The sequence below is a fragment of the Streptomyces sp. NPDC020801 genome, assembly GCF_044334385.1.
Classification (GTDB): domain Bacteria; phylum Actinomycetota; class Actinomycetes; order Streptomycetales; family Streptomycetaceae; genus Streptomyces.
Map to the genome: position 1 here is coordinate 81,621 of NZ_JBIRST010000014.1, position 23,926 is coordinate 105,546.

General features: G+C 69.8%; 15 protein-coding genes, 1 pseudogene and 1 riboswitch. Of the genes and pseudogenes, 11 read left to right on the forward strand and 5 right to left on the reverse strand.

The annotated features are described in order from the left end of the window. Positions 1 to 379 precede the first annotated feature (379 nt). Both ACH4UM_RS26750 and ACH4UM_RS26755 read left to right on the forward strand, forming a co-directional pair. Entirely contained in the window at positions 380 to 11,311 is a 10,932-nt protein-coding gene (locus tag ACH4UM_RS26750; protein WP_398184242.1) for a LamG-like jellyroll fold domain-containing protein, read from the forward strand. Then, positions 11,290 to 11,865 (forward strand): hypothetical protein, encoded by a 576-nt coding sequence (locus ACH4UM_RS26755; RefSeq protein ID WP_398184245.1) that lies wholly within the window; start codon positions 11,290 to 11,292, stop codon positions 11,863 to 11,865. Before ACH4UM_RS26750 ends, ACH4UM_RS26755 begins: the two co-directional genes overlap by 22 nt. A 295-nt stretch (positions 11,866 to 12,160) precedes the next feature. Here ACH4UM_RS26755 and ACH4UM_RS26760 read toward each other — a convergent pair. Continuing rightward, positions 12,161 to 12,748: pseudogene (locus tag ACH4UM_RS26760) on the reverse strand (transposase); the annotation flags it as partial. Between the two features lie 513 nt (positions 12,749 to 13,261). On the opposite strand from ACH4UM_RS26760, the gene ACH4UM_RS26765 reads away from it, so the two are divergent. After that, entirely contained in the window at positions 13,262 to 13,630 is a 369-nt protein-coding gene (locus ACH4UM_RS26765; RefSeq protein ID WP_398184248.1) for a hypothetical protein, read from the forward strand. Here the strand turns inward: ACH4UM_RS26765 and ACH4UM_RS26770 are convergent. Then, positions 13,609 to 13,809, reverse strand: coding sequence for a DUF397 domain-containing protein (locus ACH4UM_RS26770; protein WP_398184251.1), 201 nt, complete (start codon positions 13,807 to 13,809; stop codon positions 13,609 to 13,611). The two genes, ACH4UM_RS26765 and ACH4UM_RS26770, sit on opposite strands and share 22 nt — an antisense overlap. Positions 13,810 to 13,817: 8 nt before the next feature. Then, on the reverse strand, positions 13,818 to 14,621 hold the full coding sequence (locus tag ACH4UM_RS26775) for a helix-turn-helix domain-containing protein (RefSeq protein ID WP_398184254.1): 804 nt from the start codon (positions 14,619 to 14,621) through the stop codon (positions 13,818 to 13,820). Between the two features lie 270 nt (positions 14,622 to 14,891). Between ACH4UM_RS26775 and ACH4UM_RS26780 the strand changes: the two genes are divergently transcribed. Beyond that, positions 14,892 to 15,314 (forward strand): ATP-binding protein, encoded by a 423-nt coding sequence (locus tag ACH4UM_RS26780; protein WP_398184257.1) that lies wholly within the window; start codon positions 14,892 to 14,894, stop codon positions 15,312 to 15,314. A 12-nt stretch (positions 15,315 to 15,326) separates the two neighbouring features. Here ACH4UM_RS26780 and ACH4UM_RS26785 read toward each other — a convergent pair whose 3' ends face one another. Together ACH4UM_RS26785 and ACH4UM_RS26790 are read right to left on the reverse strand one after the other, a co-directional pair. Next, on the reverse strand, positions 15,327 to 15,707 hold the full coding sequence (locus tag ACH4UM_RS26785) for a hypothetical protein (RefSeq protein ID WP_398184260.1): 381 nt from the start codon (positions 15,705 to 15,707) through the stop codon (positions 15,327 to 15,329). Positions 15,708 to 15,771: 64 nt separating this feature from the next. Then, a complete protein-coding gene (locus ACH4UM_RS26790) occupies positions 15,772 to 16,488 on the reverse strand; it encodes a hypothetical protein (protein ID WP_398184263.1) in 717 nt (238 codons plus the stop codon). A gap of 440 nt (positions 16,489 to 16,928) precedes the next feature. Between ACH4UM_RS26790 and ACH4UM_RS26795 the strand changes: the two genes are divergently transcribed. The 7 genes from ACH4UM_RS26795 (at position 16,929) to ACH4UM_RS26825 (ending at position 23,574) form a co-directional block, all read left to right on the forward strand. Then, positions 16,929 to 17,756, forward strand: a complete 828-nt coding sequence (locus tag ACH4UM_RS26795; RefSeq protein WP_398184266.1) for a glycoside hydrolase domain-containing protein — start codon at positions 16,929 to 16,931, stop codon at positions 17,754 to 17,756. Between the two features lie 41 nt (positions 17,757 to 17,797). Continuing rightward, the gene (locus ACH4UM_RS26800; protein WP_398184269.1) at positions 17,798 to 18,124 is read left to right on the forward strand and encodes a hypothetical protein; all 327 of its coding nucleotides are present in this window, start codon (positions 17,798 to 17,800) and stop codon (positions 18,122 to 18,124) included. Positions 18,125 to 18,204: 80 nt separating this feature from the next. Continuing rightward, a complete protein-coding gene (locus tag ACH4UM_RS26805; protein WP_398184271.1) occupies positions 18,205 to 18,828 on the forward strand; it encodes a hypothetical protein in 624 nt (207 codons plus the stop codon). Between the two features lie 242 nt (positions 18,829 to 19,070). Then, positions 19,071 to 19,718: a SurA N-terminal domain-containing protein gene (locus ACH4UM_RS26810; RefSeq protein ID WP_398184274.1), complete on the forward strand. Its 648-nt coding sequence runs from the start codon at positions 19,071 to 19,073 to the stop codon at positions 19,716 to 19,718. Positions 19,719 to 19,816: 98 nt separating this feature from the next. Continuing rightward, positions 19,817 to 20,803 carry a nucleoside triphosphate pyrophosphohydrolase gene (locus ACH4UM_RS26815; RefSeq protein WP_398184277.1) on the forward strand — a complete coding sequence of 329 codons (987 nt, stop codon included), beginning with the start codon at positions 19,817 to 19,819 and terminating at the stop codon, positions 20,801 to 20,803. A gap of 216 nt (positions 20,804 to 21,019) precedes the next feature. Continuing rightward, positions 21,020 to 22,303, forward strand: coding sequence for a cytochrome P450 (locus ACH4UM_RS26820; RefSeq protein ID WP_398184280.1), 1,284 nt, complete (start codon positions 21,020 to 21,022; stop codon positions 22,301 to 22,303). A gap of 167 nt (positions 22,304 to 22,470) precedes the next feature. Beyond that, positions 22,471 to 23,574: a transglycosylase family protein gene (locus ACH4UM_RS26825; protein ID WP_398184283.1), complete on the forward strand. Its 1,104-nt coding sequence runs from the start codon at positions 22,471 to 22,473 to the stop codon at positions 23,572 to 23,574. Positions 23,575 to 23,756: 182 nt separating this feature from the next. Further along, positions 23,757 to 23,924: riboswitch (cyclic di-AMP (ydaO/yuaA leader) on the forward strand. Positions 23,925 to 23,926: the final 2 nt, after the last annotated feature.

Below are 23,926 nucleotides of genomic sequence, written 5' to 3' on the forward strand. Positions count from 1 at the left end.
CCGATGGCAAGTGAGTCGCCATCAACAAGTGCTCATTCGTGACCACATGAATAACCGTCAGATGAAGAACTGATACGGGTCCTATGACGGACCGGTAAAGACGTTCACAAGTCGCAAAGGGGCGCCGGACAGCAAATCGGTCAGGTTCAGCAAGGGGTAGTCAAGATCTACACAAGATCGCTCTTGATGGTGTCCACAGCTTGTTCACGGAGGGCAAGATCGGCGCGTTTCTGTGTCGTTCTTGATTGCTGGAGTCGAATCCGTGCCTCTGTGGCCGTTCAGCCGCCGCCCACGCCCCACGCGTCCCGTGCGGCCCCTACGTCGTGCCCGTCGCGCGCGGCGCTCCATCGCCGTGGTGGTACTCACCGCACTGGCACTGATGCTGACGACGGATCAGGCCCTCGCCGAGGGCCTGGAACTGGGCCGTGTCGAGCTGCCGAGCATGAGCCTGGCCTCGCTCGCGTCCTGGTTCACCGATCCGCACTGGGGCAAGCTGCCGCACCAGAAGTCCGGCACGGCAGGCGGTCACCGGCACCACGTCTCCGCCGCCGCCACCGCCGCGCACCGCGGCGCCGGCCACGCGCCCGGCAAGGGACGCGGCGAACTGGCCGCCTACCACCCGCACCAGAGCGCCGTGAAGCACGGCCGCAGCGGTGGCGGTGCCTTCAACGCCAGGACCAGCAGGCGTGACGCGAGCAAGTCCTCGCGCATGGCGACGGTCTACGACAACGCGGACGGCTCCACAACCCGGGACGTGTATCAGGCTCCCGTCAACTACCAGGTGTCCAAGGGGAAATGGGCGCCCATCGACGTGGACGTACGGGCCGGCCCGGACGGGCGCTGGCACGAGAAGGCCAACTCGCTCGCCGTCGACTTCGGCACCAGGGCCACCGACTCCGCCCTGGCCTCCCTCGCCCTCGACTCCGGGCACCGCATTGCCTACGCCCTCGAGGGCGCGGCCCCCGTCAAGGGCACCGCGGACGGCTCCACCGTCACCTACCGGCAGGTCCTCGACGGCACCGACCTGAAGCTCGCCCCCACCGCCACCGGCGTGAAGGAGTCGGTCGTCCTGCACTCCGCGGACGCCGGCAACTCCTGGACATTCCCCCTCTCCCTCAAGGGCCTCACCCCCGTCCAGCACAGGAACGGCTGGATCGACCTGCGCAACGGCGCGGGCAGGACCGTCGAGCGCATCCCTCCGGCGTACGCGTACGACTCGAAGGTGAACCGCCGCTCCGGTGACCCGGCCACCACCCACGACGTCACCTCCGAACTGGTCCGCGCCAAGGACGGCTACGCGCTGAAGGTAACCCTGGACAGCCGCTGGCTGCACGACTCCCACCGCGTCTTCCCGGTCACCGTCGACCCCACCGTCGACGACGGCTGGGTCACCACCTACGCCGAGTCCGGCTCCGGCAACAACGTCGACCACTCCTACGAGCAGACCATCAAGGTCGGCTCCTACGACTCGGGCACCCACTCGGCGGTCAGCTTCAACAACCACTGGGACACCGCCTGGGACGGCAGCGGCAACACCGTCACCGAGGCGCACCTGGACATCTTCGACACCTGGGCCGCCACCTGCACCCCCGAGCGCTTCGACGTCGCCCTGGTGACGCAGGCGTGGACACCGGAGTCCGTCACCAGCTACCCGGGCCCCTCGCACGGCGCGTCCATCGGCAACCTGACGCCGAGCGTCCCCACCGCGTGCGCCAACACCGCCGCCGACCGCACCGTCGGTGACTGGCTGCAGGTGCCGCTGTCCACCTCCGCCATCCAGGGCTGGTTCAACGGCACCACCCCCGACTACGGGCTCGCGATCTACGCGTCGACCACCGACAGCCTGCACTGGAAGCAGTTCGGGTCGTTCAACGACCCCGGCGACGGCCCGCACATCCGGGTCACCTACGACGGCAACACCGCACCGCAGCTGTACGAGCAGTTCCCCTCGGACAACGCGGTCGTGGGCACCACCCAGCCCGAGCTGACCGCCTGGGCGGGCGGCGCCAACTCCACCAGCGGCAGCAGCAACCAGTACCTGTTCCGCGTCTACGACGCCACCGGCACCAAGGTCGCCGATTCCGGTCTGGTGGCCACCGGCGACTGGACCGTCCCGGCCGGCAAGCTCGCCTGGGGCAAGTCCTACAGCTGGACCGTCCAGGCCTACGACTCGGCCACCAACCTGTACTCCCCGGCAGACCCCTACCAGCTGTCCGTGCAGGTGCCGCAGGCCGTGATCACCTCCGGTCTGTCGCAGAACAGCAGCGACCACGGCTTCGACGCGTCCATCGGCAACTACACCACCTCCGACACCGACGCCTCGATCTCCACCGTCGGCCCGTCGCTGGACGTCGAGCGCGACTACAACTCCCGTGACCCGCGCTGGACCGGCGCGTTCGGCGCGGGCTGGTCGAGCATCTTCGACTCCCGGGCGACCGAGCAGTACACCGCCTCCGGCGCGGTCTCCAGCGTCTCGGTCACCTACCCCGACGGCTCCCAGGTCGGCTACGGCAAGAACAGCGACGGCACCTTCACGCCCGGCAACGGACGGTTCGCCACCTTCAAGGCGGTCACCGGCGGCTACACGCTGACCGACAAGGACGACACCGTCTACACGTTCACCCAGTCCCTCGGCTCCGGTTCCTACGGTCTGACCTCGGTGACGGACGCCAACGGCCGGTCGGTGAACCTCACCTGGAGCGGCGGACACGTCTCCCAGATGAAGTCGGCGGTCTCCAGCCGCTCCTTGACCTTGACCTGGAGCACCCCCTCGGGCGCCCAGGCCGCGCACGTGGCGACCGTGGTCACCGACCCGGTCACCCCGGGCGACACCTCGACCGCCCAGACGTGGACCTACGGTTACACCGGCGACCAGCTGACCAAGGTGTGCTCGCCGCTGTCCACCACCAAGTGCACCACCTACGGCTACACCAGCGCCTCCGGCTACCGGAACGCGGCCCTCGACCTCGACCCGCACACCTTCTGGCCGCTGTCGGAGACCTCCGGCACCACCGCCAAGGACGCCGTCCTCGACAACGAGGGCACGACCGACGCGACGTACGAGAACGTCACGGTGGGCCAGGCGACCGGCCCGCTCACCGGCTCCTCGGCCAAGGCCGCCACGTTCAACGGCACCAACTCCGACGTCTCGCTGCCGAAGAACCTCGGCAACGACACCAACTCCGGCGCGATATCCCTGTGGTTCAAGACCTCGCAGGGACCCGGCGTCCTCTACTCGTACGCCTCGCAGCCGATCGGCTCCACACAGGCGGCCGGCTACTACACCCCCTCCATCTACGTCGGCACCGACGGCAAGCTGAACGCCGAGTTCTGGTACAGCGGCGGCGTCAACCCGATCGTGTCCTCCGCGTCCGTCGCCGACGGCCAGTGGCACCACGTGGTGCTGTCCGCCTCCGGCAACTCGCAGACGCTGTTCCTGGACAACGCCAAGGTCGGTTCGCGCAGCGGCTCCGTCTCCATCAAGAGCGCCGACGCCTTCGGCAAGAACCAGGTCTTCAACTACCTCGGCACCGGTTTCCTCGGCGGCGACTGGCCCGACGAGCCGCACCACTCGACCACCTCGCCGAACGGTTACCCCACCTACTTCAACGGCTCCATGGCCGACGTGGCCTGGTACAGCCAGCCGCTGGTCGCCGCCGACGTCAACGCGCTCTACACCTACGGCACGCACGGCACCAGCCTGCTCAACAACATCACCCGGCCGTCCGGCAAGACCTTCGCGGCGATGTCGTACGACCCGGACACCACCACGCTGAACCAGCTCACCGACGAGAACGGCGGCGTGTGGAGGCTCGGTACCCCGAGCGTCACCGGCTCCAGCGACACCTACCGCGGAGCCGTACTCGGCGGTGCGCCCTCGGAGTACTTCCGCCTCGGCGAGGCCGCGGGCGCCACGACGGCCGTGGACCAGGTGCGTGGCGGTGACGGCACCTACAACACCGTGACCCTCGGCGGTTCCGGTCCCTTCGGCGACGCCAAGGCCGCCTCCTTCGACGGGACGGCGTCCTCGGTGACGCTGCCCGGCGGATCGGTGCCGGGCTCGGGCGCCGAGTCGGCCGGCATGTGGTTCAAGACCTCCACCGCGGGCGGTGTACTGCTCGGGGCGTCCAAGGACCCGCTGAGCGGCGGCACCACGCCTGGCTCCTACACGCCCGTCCTCTACGTCGGCAGCAGCGGAAAGCTGTACGGCGAGTTCTACTTCTCCGGCGGCTCCACCAAGCCGCTCGCCTCCTCCGCCGCCGTCACCGACGGCAAGTGGCACCACGTGGTGCTCTCCACCTCGGCGAGCAGCCAGTCGCTCTACCTCGACGGCGCCCTGGTGGGCACCCAGAGCGGCACGGCGGCCATGGTCAACCAGCCGTACACCTATGTCGGCGCCGGCTACATCGGCGGGAACTGGCCGGACGAGGCCCACCACAACACCTCGGACAACACCGGATACGCCACCTACTTCAAGGGCTCCATCGCGGAGGTGGCCCTCTACCGCTCGCAGCTGGCCGACGCGGACGTCGCCGGGCAGTTCCAGGCGGCGAAGAACTCCACCGGTCTGCTGCCGGTGAAGACCGTCAACGTCACCTCACCGGCCAACGCCACGCTGACGTACACCTACGACGTCACCAACGGCAACCGCGCGCTGACCGAGACCGACGGCCTGGGCAACAGGACGAGCTTCGGCTACGACACCGCCGGTTTCGAGCACACGGTCACCGACCCCAACGGGGGGATGACGGTCACCGGTCACGACGTGCGCGGCAACGTGGTCTCCTCCACGTCCTGCCAGGACCAGGCCGCGAACAAGTGCAACACCGAGTACTACTCGTACTACCCGGACGACACCACGGCCCAGCTGACCACCGCCGACCCGCGCAACGACCAGCTGCTGACCGAGCGCGACGGCCGGTCCTCCTCCGCGACGGACAACACCTACCTGACGTCGTACACCTACGACTCGGCCGGCAACCAGACCGCCATCACCGGCCCGGCGGTGCCCGGCTTCCCCAGCGGCCGCACCACGACGACCGTCTACAGCGACGGCACCAGCACCTACCCGTCCGCCGACGGCGGCGTGGTGCCCAAGGGCCTGCCGGTGAAGACGATCAGCCCCGGTGGCGCCGTCAACCAGGTGTCGTACCTCAAGAACGGCGACGTGGCCTCCACCACCGACGCCATCGGCCTGGTCACCCAGTACACCTACGACGGCCTGGGCCAGGTCACCACCCAGAAGGTCGTCTCCGACACCTATCCGGGCGGCCTGGTGACGTCGTACAAGTACGACGCCGTCGGCCAGGTGGTCGAGGAGCACGACCCGCAGCTCACCGACCGTGTCACCGGCGCCACGCACGCCGCGGTCACCAGCACGGTCTACGACGAGGACGGCAACACCACCTCGCAGACCGTCTCCGACGCGAGTGGCGGCGACCGGTCGCGCACGCAGACGTGGACCTACGACGGCTACGACCACGTGCTGACCGAGGCCGACGCCAACGCGGCCGAGAACGCCCCCAACGGCAACACCACGACGTACTCCTACGACTCCTCCGGCAACAAGACCAAGGAGGTCACCAGCGCCGGCAACGAGACCCGGTACACCTACGACGACAACGGCAACCTGCTCACGCAGGGTCTGATGTACACCGGCGACCCGACCAGTCCGCAGTCGCCGACCCTGCTCACCGAGTCCTCCCGGGCCTACGACCCGGCCGGACGGCTCGCGTCGATCACCGACGCGATGGGCAACACCACGTCGTACACGTACACCGACGACGGACTGACCGCGACGGTGAAGCGGACCAGCGCCGACGGCAACAGCACCTACGTGCTGGAGTCGGACACCTACGACGCGGCCGGCAACCTGCTGCAGTCCACCACGGACAACGGCGAGACCGTCAGCAAGTACACCGTCGACGCCGCCTCCCGGACCACCTCCACCGAGCTGGACCCGACCGGTGTGGACCGGGTGACCACCGTGTCGTATTCCCCGGACGACCAGGTCGCCACCGAGAACGCCCACGACGCCTCGGGCTACGACCGGACCACCACCAACACCTACGACGACATGGGCAACCTGCTCAGCGAGACGCTGTACGGGGACGCCTCCGGTCACCCGGCGGGCTGGTGGAAGCTCGACCAGACCTCCGGCACCCATGTCACCGACGCCTCGGGCACCGGCAACTCCGCCCAGGCCACGAACGTCACCTGGAGCGACGGCGCCGCGAACTTCGACGGCACCACCTCGTCGGGCATCGCCACGAACGGTCCGGTCCTCGACACCACCGCGTCCTACACCGTCTCGGCGTGGGTCAAGATGAGCTCGCTGCCGACCCACAACGCGGCCGTCGTGGCGCAGACCGGCACCACGAACAGCGCGTTCATGCTCCAGTACAACTACACGCACACCAGTGCGCCGATGTGGAGCCTGCTGGACACCAGCAAGGACGCCGCGAGCCCCTCCTTCCCGGGGGTCTGGTCGACCGCGACGCCATCCGCCAACACCTGGACGCACCTGGTGGGCGTCTACGACGCCTCCAGCGGCGCCATCAAGCTGTACGTCAACGGCACCCTGTCCGGCTCGGGCACCAACACCACGCCCTGGAACGCCACCGGACCGCTCACCATCGGCCAGGACAAGTACGCGGGCAGCGCCGGCGACCCGCTGCCCGGCGCGGTCTCCAACGTGCAGGTCTACCAACGGGCGCTGTCCGGCTCCGAGGTGACCTCCCTGTACGGCAAGGGCCGTGGCGGCGGCACGGTCGGCTCCTCCGACGCGCAGACCACGAAGTACACCTACGACAAGCGCGGTCTGCCGACGTCCATGACGGACGCCGAGCAGCACACCACCGACTACAGCTACGACGAGGCGGGCAACCTCGCGGTCACCACCGCGCCGGCCGTCCAGGCGGAGCCGGACGGCACCACCGCCGCCACCGTCCGCCCGGTCACCACCAGCGGATTCAACACCTTCGGCGAGGGCGTCGAGGAACAGGACCCGAACGGCCTGGTCACCACCACGGCCTACGACGCCGAGGGCAACAAGGTCTCCGAGACCCTGCCGCCGTACACCCCGGCGGGCGCCTCGTCGCCCAACGCGGGCACCACCGTGTACACCTACGACAGCGAGGGCAACCAGACCTCCGTCACCACGCCCGGCGGCAGGACCACGTCGTACCTGTACGACCAGATGGGCGACCTCGCCCAGACCACCGCACCGGACGGCACCAAGACGCACGCCACCTACGACGCCGACGGCGAGCAGCTGTCGACGACGGACCCGACCGGCGCGCAGACCCAGGCCACGTACGACTTCCTGGGCCGGCCGCTGACGCAGACGACGCTGGAGCGCTACCCGTCGACGCGGACGCTGACCAGCACCAACTCCTACGCGGTCACGACCGGGAACCCCTACGGCGCGCATGTCGCCTCCACCACCTCCCCGGGCGGTGTGACGACGGCGTACGGCTACAACCGGGCAGGTGACATCACCTCGGTCACCGACGGCGCCGGCAACACCACCCGCTATGCGTACGACTTCGAGGGCAACCGCTCGAAGACGACCCTGGCGGACGGCACCTACACGACGACCGACTACAACGCCGACGGCGACCCCACGGCCACCCGGTCCTACGACGCGGGCGGCACCAAGCTCTGGGAGACCTCACAGGCCTACGACGGCGTCGGCAACATGACCGCCACCACGGACGCGAACGGCCACACCAGCCGCTTCACCTACGACGCGGCCGGCACCATCACGCAGGAGATCCAGCCGGTCGACGCCTCCACGTCGATCACCACGACCTTCGGCTACGACGCGGCCGGCAACCGCACCCGCTTCACCGACGGCCGCGGCAACTCCTGGCGCTACTCCTACACGCCGTGGGGCCAGCAGGAGAAGGTGATCGAGCCGACCACCGCGAAGTACACCTCGGCGGCGGACTCGACCACGACCTTCGCCTACGACGCGGACGGTCGGATGACGAACGCGACGCTGCCCGGCGGTGTCACGACGGCGATGACCTACGACGTCAACGGCCAGCTCAAGACGATGTCCGGCACGGGCGCCGACGCGGCCACGGCCCAGCGGAGCTTCACCTACGACGCGGACGGCCGGGTGCTCTCGGCGGACACGTCGGAGGCGGGCTCGGCCGGTGCGGTGGACCACCAGGACGCCACGCACGACGCGTTCACCTACGACGACCGCAGTGACGTGCTGACGGCGTCGGGCTCGGCGGGCTCCTCCAGCTTCGCCTACAACAACGACGGCGCGATGACCTCGCGGACGGACGCGGCGGGCACGACGACCTACGGCTACGACACGGCCGGCCGTCTGTCGTCCCTGAACGACGCGGCCACGGGCACGCAGTTGACGTACTCGTACGGGGTGCTGAACGAGGTGAGGTCGGTCAAGTACGGCTCGACCGGCCAGACCCGCACCTTCGGCTACAACAGCGCGCACGAGCTGACCAGCGACACCCTGGTGCAGGGCGCCTCGACGCTGGCGAGCTTCACCTACGGCTACGACAACAACGGCAACCTGACGTCGAAGACGACGACGGGTGTCTCGGGCGCGTCGGCGAACACGTACACCTACGACTGGGCCAACCGCCTCACGTCGTGGAACAACGGCACGAGCACGAAGACGTACGCCTACGACGCCTCCGGCAACCGCATCCGCAACGGCTCGGACGTCTACACCTACGACGAGCGGGACCAGCTGACCTCGGACGGCGTCCACTCCTACGACTACTCGGCGCGCGGCACGATGACGCAGGAGTCGTCGGCGTCCGGCACCGTGGCGTACCAGACGGACGCCTTCGGCGGCCAGGTCGTCGCCGGTGGGCAGTCGTACACGCTGGACGCGCTCGGCCGGAACATCTCCGACCGGGACACGGGGGCCAACTCCACCCGCACCTTCGCCTACTCGGGCGCGGACAACACGATCGCCTCGGACGGCGACAGCACCTACACCTATGACCCGTCGGGCGGCGTCGTCGGCATCAAGCCGCTCGGCGGCGGCAGCGGGGCGCTGGCCCTGACCGACCAGCACAACGACGTGGTCGGCACCTTCACCTCGGGGGCGACCTCGCTGGCGGGCTCGGTGTCCTACGACCCGCTGGGCAAGGTGGTCTCGCCGACGAACACGATCAGCGGCCACCTGGGCTTCCAGTCCGGCTGGACGGAGCCGGGCACGGGCGACGTCGGCACGGCCTCGCGCTGGTACAACCCGGGCACCGGCCAGTTCCTGAACAAGGACAGCGTCTCGCTGGACGCGGTGCCGAACTCGGTCGCGGCGAACCCGTTCGCCTACGTCGACGACAACCCGATGGCGGGCACCGACGAGTCGGGCAACTGCTCCTGGTACGACGTGGTGTGCGGGGCGAAGAAGGCCTACCACAAGGCCGTGCACGTGGTGAAGCACGTGGCGCACAAGGTCTACCACGCGGTCAAGCACATCGCCCGCAAGGTGGTCCACGCGGTCAAACACGCGGCCCACAAGATCGCGCACCGGGTGCGGGACTACTACCACGCCACCGTGCGGGCGGTGCGGCGCGTGTACCACTACGCGGCCAGGCACGTCAGACGCTGGTATCACCGGGTGGTACACGCGGTCCACTCCGCCTATCACCGCATCTCACGTGCGGTGCACCGGGTGGTGCACGCGGTGAAGCAGGCGGCGCACAAGGTCGCGCACGCGGTGAGGAAGGCCGCGCACGCGATCGCCCACGCGGCCAGGACGGCGTACCACGCCACGGTCAAGGCGGTGAAGTCGGCGGCGAAGTACGTCAAGCACCACGCCGCGGCGATCACCTCCTTCGTGGTCTCCACGGCGGTGTTCGCGGGCTGCGAGGCGGTCACGGCCGGCGTCGGCACCATCGGCTGCGCGGCGGCCGCGGGCGCGGCGGGCTCCCTGGTGGAGCAGGGCTTCAAGTGCGCGGAGAACGGCGGCGGCGACTGCAGCGCGGGCGCGTTCGCGGGCTCGGCGGTCGAGGGCGCGATTTCTGGCGCCGTGGGCGGCGCCCTGGGCAGCCTGGGCGGCAAGATCCTGTCGAAGGTCGCCCCGAAGGCGATGAAGGTCGTGGGCGGCCTGTTCGGCAAGGGCGCGACCGACGTCGAGGAGGCCGGGGCCAGAGATGCCACGGAGGAAGCGGCTTCGGCGGCGGAGTCGGAAGGGGCTGGGACAAGAAGCCAGCCAACGCAGTGCCACAGTTTCACCGAGGGCACCCAGGTGCTGATGGCCGACGGCACGACCAAGGCCATCGACCATGTCAAGATCGGCGACACGGTCGCCAACTCGGTGCCTGGGGTCGCCGGCACGGAGGCGCACAAGGTCACCGACGTGATCGTCACGCACACGGACCACGACTTCGTGGACGTGACCGTCAAGGGCGCAGGCAAGTCCGCCGGCAAGCGGTCTGTGACGACTAGTGCGAAGTCCGCGGCCAGGTCCGTGGCCAAGAAGGCGGCCCGCAAGGCGGCGTTCGGCCTGGCGGCCTCGGCGGCGGTGCTGGGCGCCCTGTCGGGCGGACACGGCTACGGCCACGGCCAGGGTGACGCCCATGAGCCGGCGACGGCTCCGGTGGCGGCCGTCAGCACGGCCGACGCTCAGGACGCACGGCTGACGACGACCTTCCACCACCCCTTCTACGACGAGACCCAGTCGGCCTTCGTCGAGGCGAAGGACCTGAAGCCCGGCGACGTCCTCCAGACGCCGACCGGCACTACCGAGGTCACCGATGTCCGCCTGTACCACGCGAACACCACGACTTACGACCTCACCATCGGCACCCTCCACACGTACTACGTGGAGGCTGGGGCCACGCCGGTCCTCGTCCACAACTGCGGGGACGACGACGAACTTCAGGGCGTTGCAAATGAGATGGCCAAGAGGGCCACTGCCTATCAGGCGAAGTCCGGTAGCGATTGGGCCGTCAAGAACGAGACGTCGGCTGTCGTACGTGCCCGCTTCCCCGTGGGCAACGGAAAGTGGGCGGAAGCCAACGTCGTTGCCCACAGTGGTGAGGGGATGACCCTGGAGCAGATTGGAATGGCGAACGACCTCGGGGACATTCCGGTGGAAACCAACTACGAAGGGTTCACTCACGCGGAACACAACGCCCTCAAGAAGATCGATGAACTCGGTGGTGTGCCAATAGCTGGTGGTGCCTCGAGGAGTGTCTGCGACGAGGTCTGTGCTCCATTTATTCGCACCACGGGTGGTAGGATTTCTGGCCAGGTGTATCAACGGGAACGTGGAACAAAGATCAGGACGTTCTTTTGGCCAGGATCGAGACTGTAGAGGAATTCGCTGCAGGTGCCACGCCCGCGCAGGCCGCTGTTTTTGCGGTGGCCTGCGCGGAGCGAGCCGCAGCCATTCTGTTTTGGGTTGTTTCCCAGGATGACCGAGCGGACGACTTGGATGTCTACAAAAGTGCCCTTGACGTCCTCTGGGGCTCGGGAGAACCCATGCCCGAACAGGCTGCGGCAGCCCGTGAGCGGATCGTTGGGCTCCAAGAGCTGACTGTCGGTGATGAGGCAACCGGTGCACGTGCCTTTGCCTACCAAGCTGCAGTGGCCCTGTATACGGCGTTGGGCGTGTATGCAGAGGGCAGGGAGCGGACAATTATGGGCTGCTCGTCAACGCTGAGAAATTTCGCATTCCGGCTTGGTCGACGTTGCGGTGCAGACCTGTTGACGGACGAGAGCGAGTCGCAGCTCCGCGACGTAGCCGACCTGACGAAAACGGTCGATCAGGGATTGCGGCAGGCTGAACTCGTCCGTGAGAGGTCGGTGGTAGTGGGGCGTCACTGGCTGGCTCTGGCGAGCGAGCGGTTCGGCCGAAATCCGGCTTGAATGCCTGAGTCGTTGGTACCTGTTGGCAGACCTGTGCTGAGGAAGGAGCCAGACGGGCGTGGGTGACGAGTAGTGGATTGCAGTGCCCGCCTCGCGTGCGACAGCCTCTCACCTTGCGCCAGACGTTCATCCTTAGCCTCGATCTTTCGTGAGGGTCCGTCGACGGAGTCGGCGGACCCTTTCGATTTTCGGGGTGGGTGGTGAGCAGGTCGGTGGCCCGACTGTCGCGTCGGGTGGGCGCCGGTTCCACTGCCTGCGTCGGGTGGTGCTGTCGTCGGGGCGGGAAGTTTGCTGGTCAGCCCAGGTTGGGCAGGAGGGCGAGGCGTTCGAGGGCGGCCGCGATCTCGTGGGTCCAGGGTCAGTGGCGGGCCAGGCGGAGAATCCTGCGGCGGCCGGTGGTGACGAACTGGGCGGCCGCGGAGAACAGGCGGAACCGCAGGCGGCGGGGTTCCCAGAGCCGGGCCTTGCCGGTCAGGGCGACGATGGGCATCCAGGCCAGCAGGTCGAGTGCGATCTAAACGATCTCCAGCCAGACCTTGTTCTGCGTGGTGTGGTGCAGGGGCAGGTTGCGCGGGCCGGTGGACCGGGCGGCGCGGATCCGGTCCTCCGCCCGGGCCCGCAGCCGGTGACGGAGCTCGAGCTCGGCGATCGGCCGACCGGTGGTGTTGGTGGCGAAGCACGTGAGCCGCATGCCGTCCGCCTCGGTGATCCTCAATTGGGCGCCGGGATGGGATCGTTCCTTGCGGACGATCAGCCGCATGCCGCTGGGCCAGCCGTCCAACAGCTTGCCCGTGAACTCGGCGACCCAGGCGCCGTCGCGGACGTGGCCGTCGGCCTCGACGGCCGGCGTCCAGGCCGGGCCCGGGATCTTCAGCACATTATCTGGCGGGGGCGGGCCGGGACTGGGACCTGCGCTGGTACCGGATCGGCATCCTCACCCACGGGGCCGTACAGGACGACACCTGGATCAAGGCCTGGCGCGCCGAGTACCCGCACGACCCGGTCGCCGCCCTGGTCCACGCCGATGCGCTGGTCGTGCTCGCCGGCGAGGTGCGCGGCGCCAAGCGCGCGAAGCACACCACGGCCGAGCAGTTCGATGGCTTCCACCGGCTGGTGGCCGAGGCGCTGCCCGCCTGCCAGGAGGCCGCGCGGATGGCACCCGAGGATCCCAGCCCTGGGTCGCGCAGATCTCCATCGCCCTGGGACTGGGCTGGTCGCACGAGGCCTTCCGGGCGCTGTGGGCGGAGATCCTGGCGCGCGACCCGTACCACTTCGGCGCCCACTCGGGCGCTCTGCAGTACTGGTGCGCCAAGTGGCGGGGCTCCGACGATCTGATGTTCGCCTTCGCCGAGCAGGCCGCGGCCTCCGCCCCGCCCGGAAGCCTGCTGCCCGTGTTGTGGCTGTACGCGGTCCCGTCTTCGAGCACGAGCACCGGGAGAACGACCGGGCGGTCTACCAGTGGCCGTTCGTGGGCCCGGCCATCGACGCCACGCTGGACGCGGTCGTCCAGGTGCCGCCCGGGCACCACCGGCTGCCCTTTGTGCGGGACCTGCTGGCCAACGCACTGTTCCGGACGGAGCGGTACGCGGAGGCCGTCGAGCAGTTCCAGACGGTCGGCGGCTGCATCGGCAGCGTCCCGTGGAGCTACTCCGTGGACCCCGCCAAGGAGTTCATCCACACCCGCACCAACACCTTCGTGGAATGGGAGAAGGCCGGCCGCCCGGCGCCGCCGTCGCGGGTCGGTCAGCCGCGGAACCCGGCGTAGCCCTTGAGGGCTTGGACGAAGCTGCTGAAGGATCCGGCCGGGAAGGTGAGGGTGGCCCTGGCCGGGGCCTTTGAGTCGCGGACGGCTGTGCGGGTGGGCAGGCTCGCTATCTCGACGCAGTTGTTGCCGTCGCCCTCGCCGGAGTAGGACGACTTCCGCCAGTTGTCGGGAGTGGACATGGGGTGCCTCACAGCTCTTTCGTCAGCCTGTGGATGAAGTCGCGCGAGCGATCGGGGTCGAGTGATACGGCCTCCACTTTACGGAAGCGCGTTCGATAGGCCTTCAGTTGAGCTTCGGAATCGATGAAGACCGAGCCGTGAGGCGCGTCACGCACCACCGTGTCCAGCTTGCGCAGAGGGCCGCCCACATACGTCATGGTGCTTGAGGCTCTGGAGAAGTTGTCCAGGTCGAAGGGGATGACGCGCAGCGTGACGTGGTCCGCTTCGGAGAGCTCAACGAGACGGCCGAGCTGGGCCCGTGACGCGGCGCGGTCACTGACCCTGATCCGCAACGCCGCCTCGTGGATCACCACCTCGTACGGGACGGTGATCTCCTGGCGCGCCAATCGGTGGCGGACGCGCAGCTCAAGCTCCTCAGGTGCGAGTTCGGGCACCCTGGAGGAGAAGATGGCTCGAGCGTAGTCCTCCGTCTGCAGAAGGCCCGGTACGAACAGGACGGATACCTCACGCAGGAACAAGCTGTGGTGATCCAGCTCCGACAGGTCCAGGAACGATGTGGGCAGCAGGCCTCGGAACTCCTCCCACCAACCGCGAGTCCGGTCGGTGGCCATCGCCACCAGGGCGTCGATGAACTCGTCGTCCGTACAGGCGTAGTGGGAGGCGAGGCGGCGGAGTCGCTGCTCGCTCACGCCTGCGAGCCCGGACTCGATATGGGTGATCTGGGCGGGGTTCACACCGAGCAGCGCTGCCGCCTGGCGGGACGTGAGGCCTGCCGCTTCGCGGAGCCTGCGCAGTTCGGTCGCCAGACGCATCTGGCGTGCCGTTGGTTCGCTCCTCAAGGCCCTCGACGCTCCTAGGTTCAACGCGCCCACGAGCGCGACTCTTTCGGCGTCAGATTACGGGATCGACTTGCTGCGTCTCTAGATTTATATCTACCTTCGGTGACGCGACGCACACGCTGCGGAACCCCGGGACCCCGGAAGCGCACCGCTCCGTCCTGCCACGACGGCTGCGGCAGGCCACCGCCCGCATCCGCCGCCCATCAACCGCCAACCCCCGCGCTCATCTTGTGGAGTCGACCCATGCCCGAAACCCCCCAAGCTCCCACCGACCCCTGGGAGTACTGCCTCTACATCCCCAACGACCCCCGCGCCGTCACCGTGAGCCGCCGTACCCTCCGCCTGATCCTCACCATGCACGGTCTGATCCGCCTGACCGACGTGGCCGAACTGCTCGCCACCGAGCTGGTTTCCAACGCCGTACGACACACCAAGGGGCCCGCCGCGCTGCGGGTGCGGTGGGCCGCGGGTGTGCTGCGGATCGGGGCGTGGGACGCCGACCCCGCGCCGCCGGAGCCACCAGTGCCGCTGGAGCAGCTCGCGGACCTGGAGGAGGGGCGGGGTCTGGCGCTGGTCCGGGCGTGCGCCGATCTGTGGGGATGGCAGCCGCTCGCGAGGGAGGGCAACCGGGGCAAGGTCGTCTGGTGCGAACTGGCCGCGGTCTGACCTCGCCGGTTCCTACCGCCCGTACGGGTATCCGTACGCCTGTCCCTGAGCGGGTGCCTGCGGTGCCCCGTACATCGGCTGCGGCGCCCGCGCCCCCTGCGCCGACCGCTGGTCGAAGACTGCGAACAGCAGCAGCGCCGTCGCGACCAGAAAGCAGAGTACGGCGACGGCACCCAGGATCGGGTCGCCGTCGCCGCCGGACGTCATGGCCGCCCACGGGAGTGTCACGCACTCGTAGAAGGCGAACGCGGCGAACGCGCCCCAGTCCGAGCCCCGGCCGCGGCGGATCGCCACGTAGAGGAACGGGACCCAGATCAGCAGGCCCAGCGAGCACCACGGCAGGACCGACCAGGCGATCCGCTGGAACCAGCCGGCCTCCAGACGCTTTTCCATCTCTACCCCCCAAGGCAGTGCAGGGGGCAAGACTAGGCCACGGGGCGCGGTGTGCAGAGACCCGTCAGGACGTCTTCTTCAGGGACGCGACGATCCGCTGCGTCAGCTTCTTCGCCGTCGCCGACCCGTTGTCGTGGCCGTCCGTCGACATCACGCTGACGACGTTCGTGCCGACGCGGGCGGCGACGAGCGTGGTGCCGTTCTGCCAGGCGGTGTCCGTCAGGGTGACGGTGTAGGCCGCGTCGCCCAGGCCGGGTGTCGCCTTCGCGGTGACCTTCACCTTGGAGTGGGTCTGGGAGTCGGTGAAGCCCGAGCAGGCCGAGGCCGTCTTCGCCACGTCCGTCAGGACGCTCGCCGCCGTCGTGCCCCGGTAGGCGTCGATCTCCTGGCCGATGTCCTCGGAGGTGTTCTTGCTGACGTAGTCGTTCTGCGCGAAGGACACCCCGTTGACCCCGGTGATGCCGATCCAGGCGGTGCCGCTCAGCCTGGCGCAGTCGGGCTTGGCCGCGGGGGCCGTCGACGGGGGCGTGTAGGTGCCGCCGGAGTCCCTGGCCCCGCTCGGGTCCACCGCGAAGCCGGAGGCGAAGAAGGACGCCGGGGCGAGCGCCTTCTTCAGCTGGGTGCCGGTGAGCAGGCCGGCGTTGGGGTCCTTGGAGGTGGCCGGGGACGCCGGGTCCTTGGCCGACGTGGCCTCGGTGGAGCCGCAGGCCGCCAGGACCAGGGGGAGCGCGGCCACGGCGAGGACACGGGTGGCGCGGGCGGTGCGGGACGGGATGTGCATCTGAGTCCTTTGAGTCCTTCTGAAGAGGCAAATGAGCCGCGGGTGCGGCTGATCGAGTCAGAGGGGTGGCCAGCGGACCATACGCCGCCCAGTGGTTGCATCGTTCACGTACAGGTATGGCCTTGATCAACAGCCGGTCAAGAGCGGCGAGTTGACGTGCGGAACCGGCGGGTACCCGCCCTCGGTGGTACGAATCTTTTTGCCGATGCTTGAGGGAATCATGGGTTGATCAAGGGGCTCCGTTTTCCGTTCACGGGGGCGCCATCGGTTAGTTTGCGATCCGCTTCGGGCGCCGGGGCGAGGTGTCGGCAGACGGACTCGCGCGCCCGCATCAGGGGGCCAAGCAACGATTTCCAGCGGACGTACGTCGCCCGACCGCCGTCGTACGCCGCTCCACACGCGTGTGCGCACGCGCGCACGCACAGAACATAGGGGTGGGGATGGCCGAGCACCGGCAGTCCAAGAAGCGCAGGTACGTCACGTGGGCGGTGGCCGGGGCGGCCGTCGTCGCGGGTGGCGGGATCGCGGCGCAGACCTCGATGGCCGCCACCACCTGGCCCGCCCAGAAGACCTTCACCGGCCACGCCTTCGACACCTGCACCGCCCCCTCGCTCAGCGCCATGAAGGCCTGGCACACCGGCTTCTACGGCGCCGCCGCGGTCTACGTCGGCGGCAAGAACCGCGGCTGTTCCCAGCCCAACCTCACCGCCTCCTGGGTGAAGTCGGTCAGCACGCTCGGCTACAAGCTCATCCCGATCTACGTCGGCGCGCAGCCGCCGTGCCAGACCAGCTCCAACCCGGAGAAGCTGACCGCCTCCACCGCCGCCACCCTCGGCACCAGCGACGCCAACGACGCGGTCGCCAAGGCGTCGGCGCTCGGCATGAAGGCCGGCAGCGCCGTCTACCTCGACATGGAGCCGTACGACATCACCAACAAGTCGTGCAACGACGCCGTACTGACGTACGTCCGCGCCTTCGACAAGCAGCTGCACGCCAAGACGTACCGGGCCGGTTTCTACGGCTTCACCAGCTCCAGCGCCAAGGCCATCGCCACCGCGACCGACAAGACCGACCTGCCGGGCAACCTCTGGTACGCGCTGTGGGACAAGCAGTACACGACGACCACGGACTGGCCCTGGGGCTCCACGCAGTACACCGACCACAGCCGCGGCCACCAGTACATGGTCAACAGCAAGGAGACGAGGAACGGTTACACCATCACCGTCGACCGCGACGCCTGGGACGGTCCGGTGGCGATCACCGGCTGAACCGGCAGAAGGCAGACAGCGTCGGACGAGAGGGGCGGGACATGAGGATCGGCAGGCCGACGGCGGTTCGGCCGTACGTCGTGCGCGCCGTGCTGGCGGCGCTGCCCGTGGTCAGCCTCGGTCTGCTGTGTCCTGTACCGTCCCTGCTGATCGCGCTGCGGCGGCGCGGCCGGGCCGACTGGTGGGCCTTCGTGGCGTTCAGCGCGGTGCTGGCGGCCTGGGTCGCCGAGCTTGCGCTGACGCCGGAGGACACCCACGGTCTGCTGTTCGCGACCGACCTGCTGCTGATCCTGCTGTCGATGGCCGGGGCTTCGGTGCACGCGTGGAAGGTGTGGCCCCGGCGGACCGGGCGGGGCCGGCTCGGCTGAGACCGCCGCGCAGGCAAAAAGGCGCGGGTGCCTCGAAAGTACCGAGGCATCCAGGCAGGAAGCACGAAAGCAGGGAATCCGTGAGCAAGCAGGTCAGGCAGGTGACCCAGGCGCGTCCGGCGAAGGCCGCGCAGCCGTCCGCGGGAGGGCGGCTCGCCGTGGTGGGGCGGGCCGCAGCCACATGGCTGCGCTCGCTGCGCGGGCGCACCATCGCGCTCGCGGCGGGCGCGGTGGCCGTGGTCGCCGCGCTGGTCGTGGCCGGCGTCCTGCTCTTCCGGCACGACGACCGGCCGCCGATCCCCGACACCCGGGCCCGGCACTACACCGAGACCGACGCCTGCCTGCTCACCGGCAAGGACGGCATCACCGGCCCCACCGCCGCCGACGTCTGGCAGGGCATGCAGGACGCCTCCCGCACGACCCACGCCCGGGTCAGCTACGCCCAGGTGACCGGCGAGCAGAGCGTCGGCAACGCGCGGCCCTTCCTCAACGGGATGCTGCAACGCTCCTGCGACGTCGTCCTGGCCGTCGGACGGCCCGAGGTCACGGCGGCGGCCCAGACGGCACCGCGGTACGCGAAGGTCGGTTTCGTGCTGGTCGGCGGCGGTCGCGGCGGCGGGAACGTGACCGCGGTCGGCACGGGGGACGGACTGCGCGCCGATGTGGCCGCGGCCGTCGAGCGGGCGGTGCGCGAACGGAGCTGAGCGGCCGGGCGAGGGGCCGGGCCGGGCAGGTCGAGGGGCCGGTCGAATGCCTGGTCGAGCGGCCGGTCGAATGGCTGGTCGAGCGGCCGGTCGAATGGCTGGGCGCGGGCGCGCCGGACGGCGGTACCGGAACACCTGGGGAATCGTTGGTCCAATGGGTTGGCCAGAGCTCGGCCGCTGCCTACCATCGATCACCGCAAGACTTTGTGCACCGCCGCACAATCTCGCCTCGGGAGGCTTCCTTGCACCGCCGCCGTCGCACCGCGCTCGTCCTGTCCGCCGCGATCGCCGCGGCGGCCCCCCTCCTCACCGCCTGCGGAAGCGGCGCGCATCCCGGCGCGGCGGCCGTCGTCGGCGGGCAGCGGATCACCCTCGCGCAGTTGCAGAGCAGGGTGAACGAGGTGCGCCAGGCGCAGCGGGCCGCCGTGCCCGACGCGGCGCAGTACGAACAGGCCGTCGCCCGGACCGGCACGCTCACCCGGGACACCCTGCACCAGATGGTTCTCGACCGGGTGCTGGACCGCGCCGCGAGCGACGCCGGCATCACCGTCAGCCGCCGTGAGGTCCAGCAGATGCGCTCCGGCCTGGAGCAGCAGGCGGGCGGCGCGAAGGGGCTGGAGACGGCCTGGCTGCAGCAGTACGGGGTGCCGCCGCAGCGCCTCGACGACAATCTGCGCCTGCAGCTGGAGGCGCAGAAGCTGGCTGCCAGGCTGCACACCGACACCAGCCAGCCGGCCTTCTGGAAGGCCCTGTCCACGGCCTCCGGCGAGCTCCGCATCGACCTCAACCCGCGCTACGGCAGCTGGGACGTCGAGAAGAGCAGCCGCGTCGACGCCAGGACCCCGTGGCTCAGGGACGTCTCGGCGGCGGGCACCCAGCAGCCGGCATAGCGGCGGCCGGCCGGCGGCCCACGCCCTGTGGACAACCGTCGGCCCACGCCCTGTGGACAACTCGTGGGGCCGTCGGCCCCGTGGGTTACGTTCGGAGCGTGAACACCACCAGCTCGACCGCCGCCACCGAAGCCGACGCCCCCGGCCGCATCGTCCTGCTCACCACCAGCCACCGGGTCGCCCCCGGGCTGCTGTCCTGGCCCGCCTGGCAGGCGCTGCGCTCGGCCGGCCGGGTGCTGTGCGCGGACGGGGCGCACCCGCAGCTGCCGTATCTGCGCGAGGCCGGGATAGCCGTGGACGAGGCCGCGCCCACCGCCCGGGAACTGGTCGAGGCGTGCGCCGGCGGGCGCACGGTGGTGGTCGTGGCCACCGGCGAGGGCGAGCCCGCCCTGACCGACGGCCTCGCCCGGCTGGCCGGCTCCGGCCGCGTCGCCATGCCGGAGCTGGAGCTGCTCCCCGCCTCCTACGACCTGCCCGGGGCCCGGCTGCTCGACCTCGTCCAGGTCATGGACCGCATCCGCGCCGAGTGCCCCTGGTCGTCCCGGCAGACCCACGAGGGCCTGGCGAAGTACGGCATCGAGGAGGCGTACGAGCTGGTCGAGGCGATCGAGGACGGCGACCGGGAGGAGCTGTGCGAGGAGCTGGGCGACGTGCTGCTCCAGGTCGTCTTCCACGCCCGTATCGCCGAGGAGGACCCGGAGGAACCCTTCTCCATCGACGACGTGGCCGGCGGCATCGTCACCAAGCTGATCCACCGCCACCCGCACGTCTTCGGCGACGAGACGGCCACCACCCCGGACGAGGTCAAGGAGCACTGGCTGCGCACCAAGGCCCAGGAGAAGCGGCGCACCTCGGTCACGGAGGGCGTCCCCCTCGGTCAGCCCGGCCTCGCCCTCGCCGCCAAGCTGGCGTCCCGGGTCCGCACGGCGGGCCTGGAGGTGCCGCTGCCGAAGGCGGAGGGCGTCGGCTACGAACTGCTGGCCCTGGCCGCCCGCGCAGAGGCGGAGGGCGTCGACCCGGAGGCGGCGCTGCGGGCGGCGGCCCGCACCTACCGGGACGCGATCAGGAAGACGGAGGGCGTGTAACGGAGGGGACTGCAAGGGGCCCGGGCCGTACGGACACACGGCTCCACCGCGCGGGCGCTCCCGGCCCCACCGGCCGGTGCCCCACCGGCCACCGGCCGGCACCGGCAACGCTCCGGGGACGGCGGGTCCCTGGGCCGCGGCCCCGCAGGGACGGGAAGGGCAGGGGCGGCGAGGGCGAGCCCCTCGGTGGGCGACCCGGCGGCTATGGTCGGCCCCATGCATGACCAGCCCCCCACCCCATCCGCCTCCGCCGGCACCCCGCCCGCCCTGTTCACCTGGGAGTTCGCGAGCAACCCCTACCCCGCGTACGCCTGGCTCCGCGAGCACGCCCCCGTGCATCGCACCCGGCTGCCCAGCGGTGTGGAGGCATGGCTGGTCACGCGTTACGCCGACGCCAAGCAGGCCCTGGCCGACCAGCGGCTGAGCAAGAACCCCGCGCACCACGACGAGCCCGCGCACGCCAAGGGCAAGACGGGCATCCCCGGCGAGCGCAAGGCCGAACTGATGACGCATCTGCTCAACATCGACCCGCCGGACCACACCCGGCTGCGCCGCCTGGTCAGCAAGGCGTTCACCCCCCGCCGCGTCGCCGAGTTCGCGCCCCGCGTGCAGGAGCTGGCCGACGACCTCATCGACCGGTTCGCCGGGCGCGGCACCGCCGACCTCATCCACGAGTTCGCCTTCCCGCTGCCCATCTACGCCATCTGCGACCTGCTCGGCGTCCCGCGCGAGGACCAGGACGACTTCCGGGACTGGGCGGGCATGATGATCCGGCACGGCGGGGGGCCGCGCGGCGGGGTCGCCCGGTCGGTGAAGAAGATGCGCGGCTACCTCGCCGACCTCATCCACCGCAAGCGCGAGGCGCTCACGGCCGAGCCCGGCCCGGGCGAGGACCTCATCTCCGGCCTGATCCGCGCCTCCGACCACGGCGAGCACCTCACCGAGAACGAGGCCGCCGCCATGGCCTTCATCCTCTTGTTCGCCGGTTTCGAGACCACCGTCAACCTCATCGGCAACGGCACCTACGCCCTCCTCACCCACCCCGGACAGCGGCAGCGGCTGCAGACCTCCCTCGCGGCCGGGGAACGCGGCCTGCTGGAGACCGGGGTGGAGGAACTCCTGCGCTACGACGGCCCCGTGGAGCTGGCCACCTGGCGGTTCGCCACCCGCCCGCTCACCATCGGCGGGCAGGACATCGCCGCCGGCGATCCGGTCCTGGTCGTCCTGGCCGCCGCCGACCGGGACCCGGCGCGGTTCGCCGACCCGGACACCCTCGACCTCGCCCGGCGCGACAACCAGCACCTGGGATACGGCCACGGCATCCACTACTGCCTGGGCGCCCCGCTCGCCCGCCTGGAGGGCCAGACCGCGCTGGCCACCCTGCTCACCCGGCTGCCGGACCTTCAGCTCGGCGCCGAACCGGCCGACCTGCGCTGGCGTGGCGGACTCATCATGCGCGGACTGCGTACGCTGCCCGTCCGGTTCACCCCGGCGGTATGAGTCCCCGGCGGGCGCAAAGATGACACGCGTTCAACTACGTGATCTTCACGTGATCTGCGCGGCATTAACTTGTGACAAGTGATCGTCACCCGATACGTTCACGCATCAGCGTGGCGCTGAGCTGTACCCGCCGCGCAGGTCACCGCTGTCGCACGAAAGGTCTCCGCATGCTCTCCGGGAACGGTCGTCACCGTCGCCCCCGTCAGGCTCCGGCCCTCCTCGTCGCCGCCGGAGTGACCGGATCCGCCATCGCCATCCCGCTCCTCGGCGCCGGCGCCGCGAGCGCTGCCGACGGCACCACGTGGGACAAGGTGGCGGAGTGCGAGAGCGGCGGCTCCTGGAGCGCCGACAACGGCAACGGCTACTACGGCGGCCTGCAGTTGACGCAGGAGGACTGGGAGAAGTACGGCGGCCTCGACTACGCCCCGAGTGCCGACCAGGCCAGCCGGTCCCAGCAGATAGCCGTGGCCGAGAAGATACTCGACGACCGCGGTCCTGGCGCCTGGCCGACCTGCGGTCTGCTCTCCGGGCTCCGCAAGGACTCCGGCGCGGCGAACGTCGACACCGGCGTGGGGAATGACTCGTCCGGCTCGTCCGGATCGTCGAACTCGTCCGGGTCATCCGGATCGTCCAACCCGTCCGGTGTGAAGGACCCCGGCCTGTCGGACGGCTCGCAGGGCTCCTCCAAATCATCCGGTTCGCCCGGCTCTTCGGCGAACACTTCCGGTTTGCCCGGTTCATCTGGTTCTTCGGGTTCTTCCGGGTCATCCGGATCGCCGACCGGGCCCTCCGGCAAGCCCTCCTCCTCGGCCTCTTCGCCCACAACGGACAACTCGACCAAGTCCGACTCGTCCTCCACTGCGGGTGCGAGCGACTCCGGAACGCCCGGCGCCTCGCCCTCGATGAGCCCCGGGTCCGGCGACTCGGACAACTTGGGGCAGAGTGGTGGTTCTTCGGCGCTGGTGGACACCGGGGCGCTGGGTGGCGGCCGGCATCGGGGCGGCAGTGCCGCCGAGGACCCGGCCGGCAGCCGTACGGCCGCCTCCGCGGGCCGTCACGCCTCGCGCGGCGACGAGGACGCGCGCGCGTCGGTGGAGAGCTCCTACACCGTCCGCTCCGGCGACTCCCTCGCCTCCATCGCCGACTCCCTTGCCGTCCAAGGCGGGTGGCGTGCGCTCTACGCCGCGAACGAGCAGGCCATCGGTGCCGACCCGAACCACATCGTCGCCGGTCAGAGTCTGGATGTCCCGGTCGAAACGACCGCAAAGTAGCGCGAGTTCGCGTCACACTTCGCGCCGAATGTCCCATTCGGTGAAAGTGTGGGATGAGTCTCAGAAGCCCTGATCGTCTTTGAAATTCGGCGGATCGCGTGCCTACGGTCATGACCGCTCGCCACCGCGAGCCCCGGCTGCCGCAACGCCGAATCCTGCCAGCGGCCGTACGGGAACAGTCGTCGCGTCAAGCGCCGCAGGCAGGAGCGGGGGACCCAAGGTAAGTGCCGTGCCGGGCAGTTCGCCGGAGCGGCTAGGGGTGGAGCCGTGCCTCACAAAAGGGGCACGGCCGGGCAACTCAACCGGCCCGAACCCGACAGCTCACCTCGCAGGCGTCGGTGAGGGGATCCAT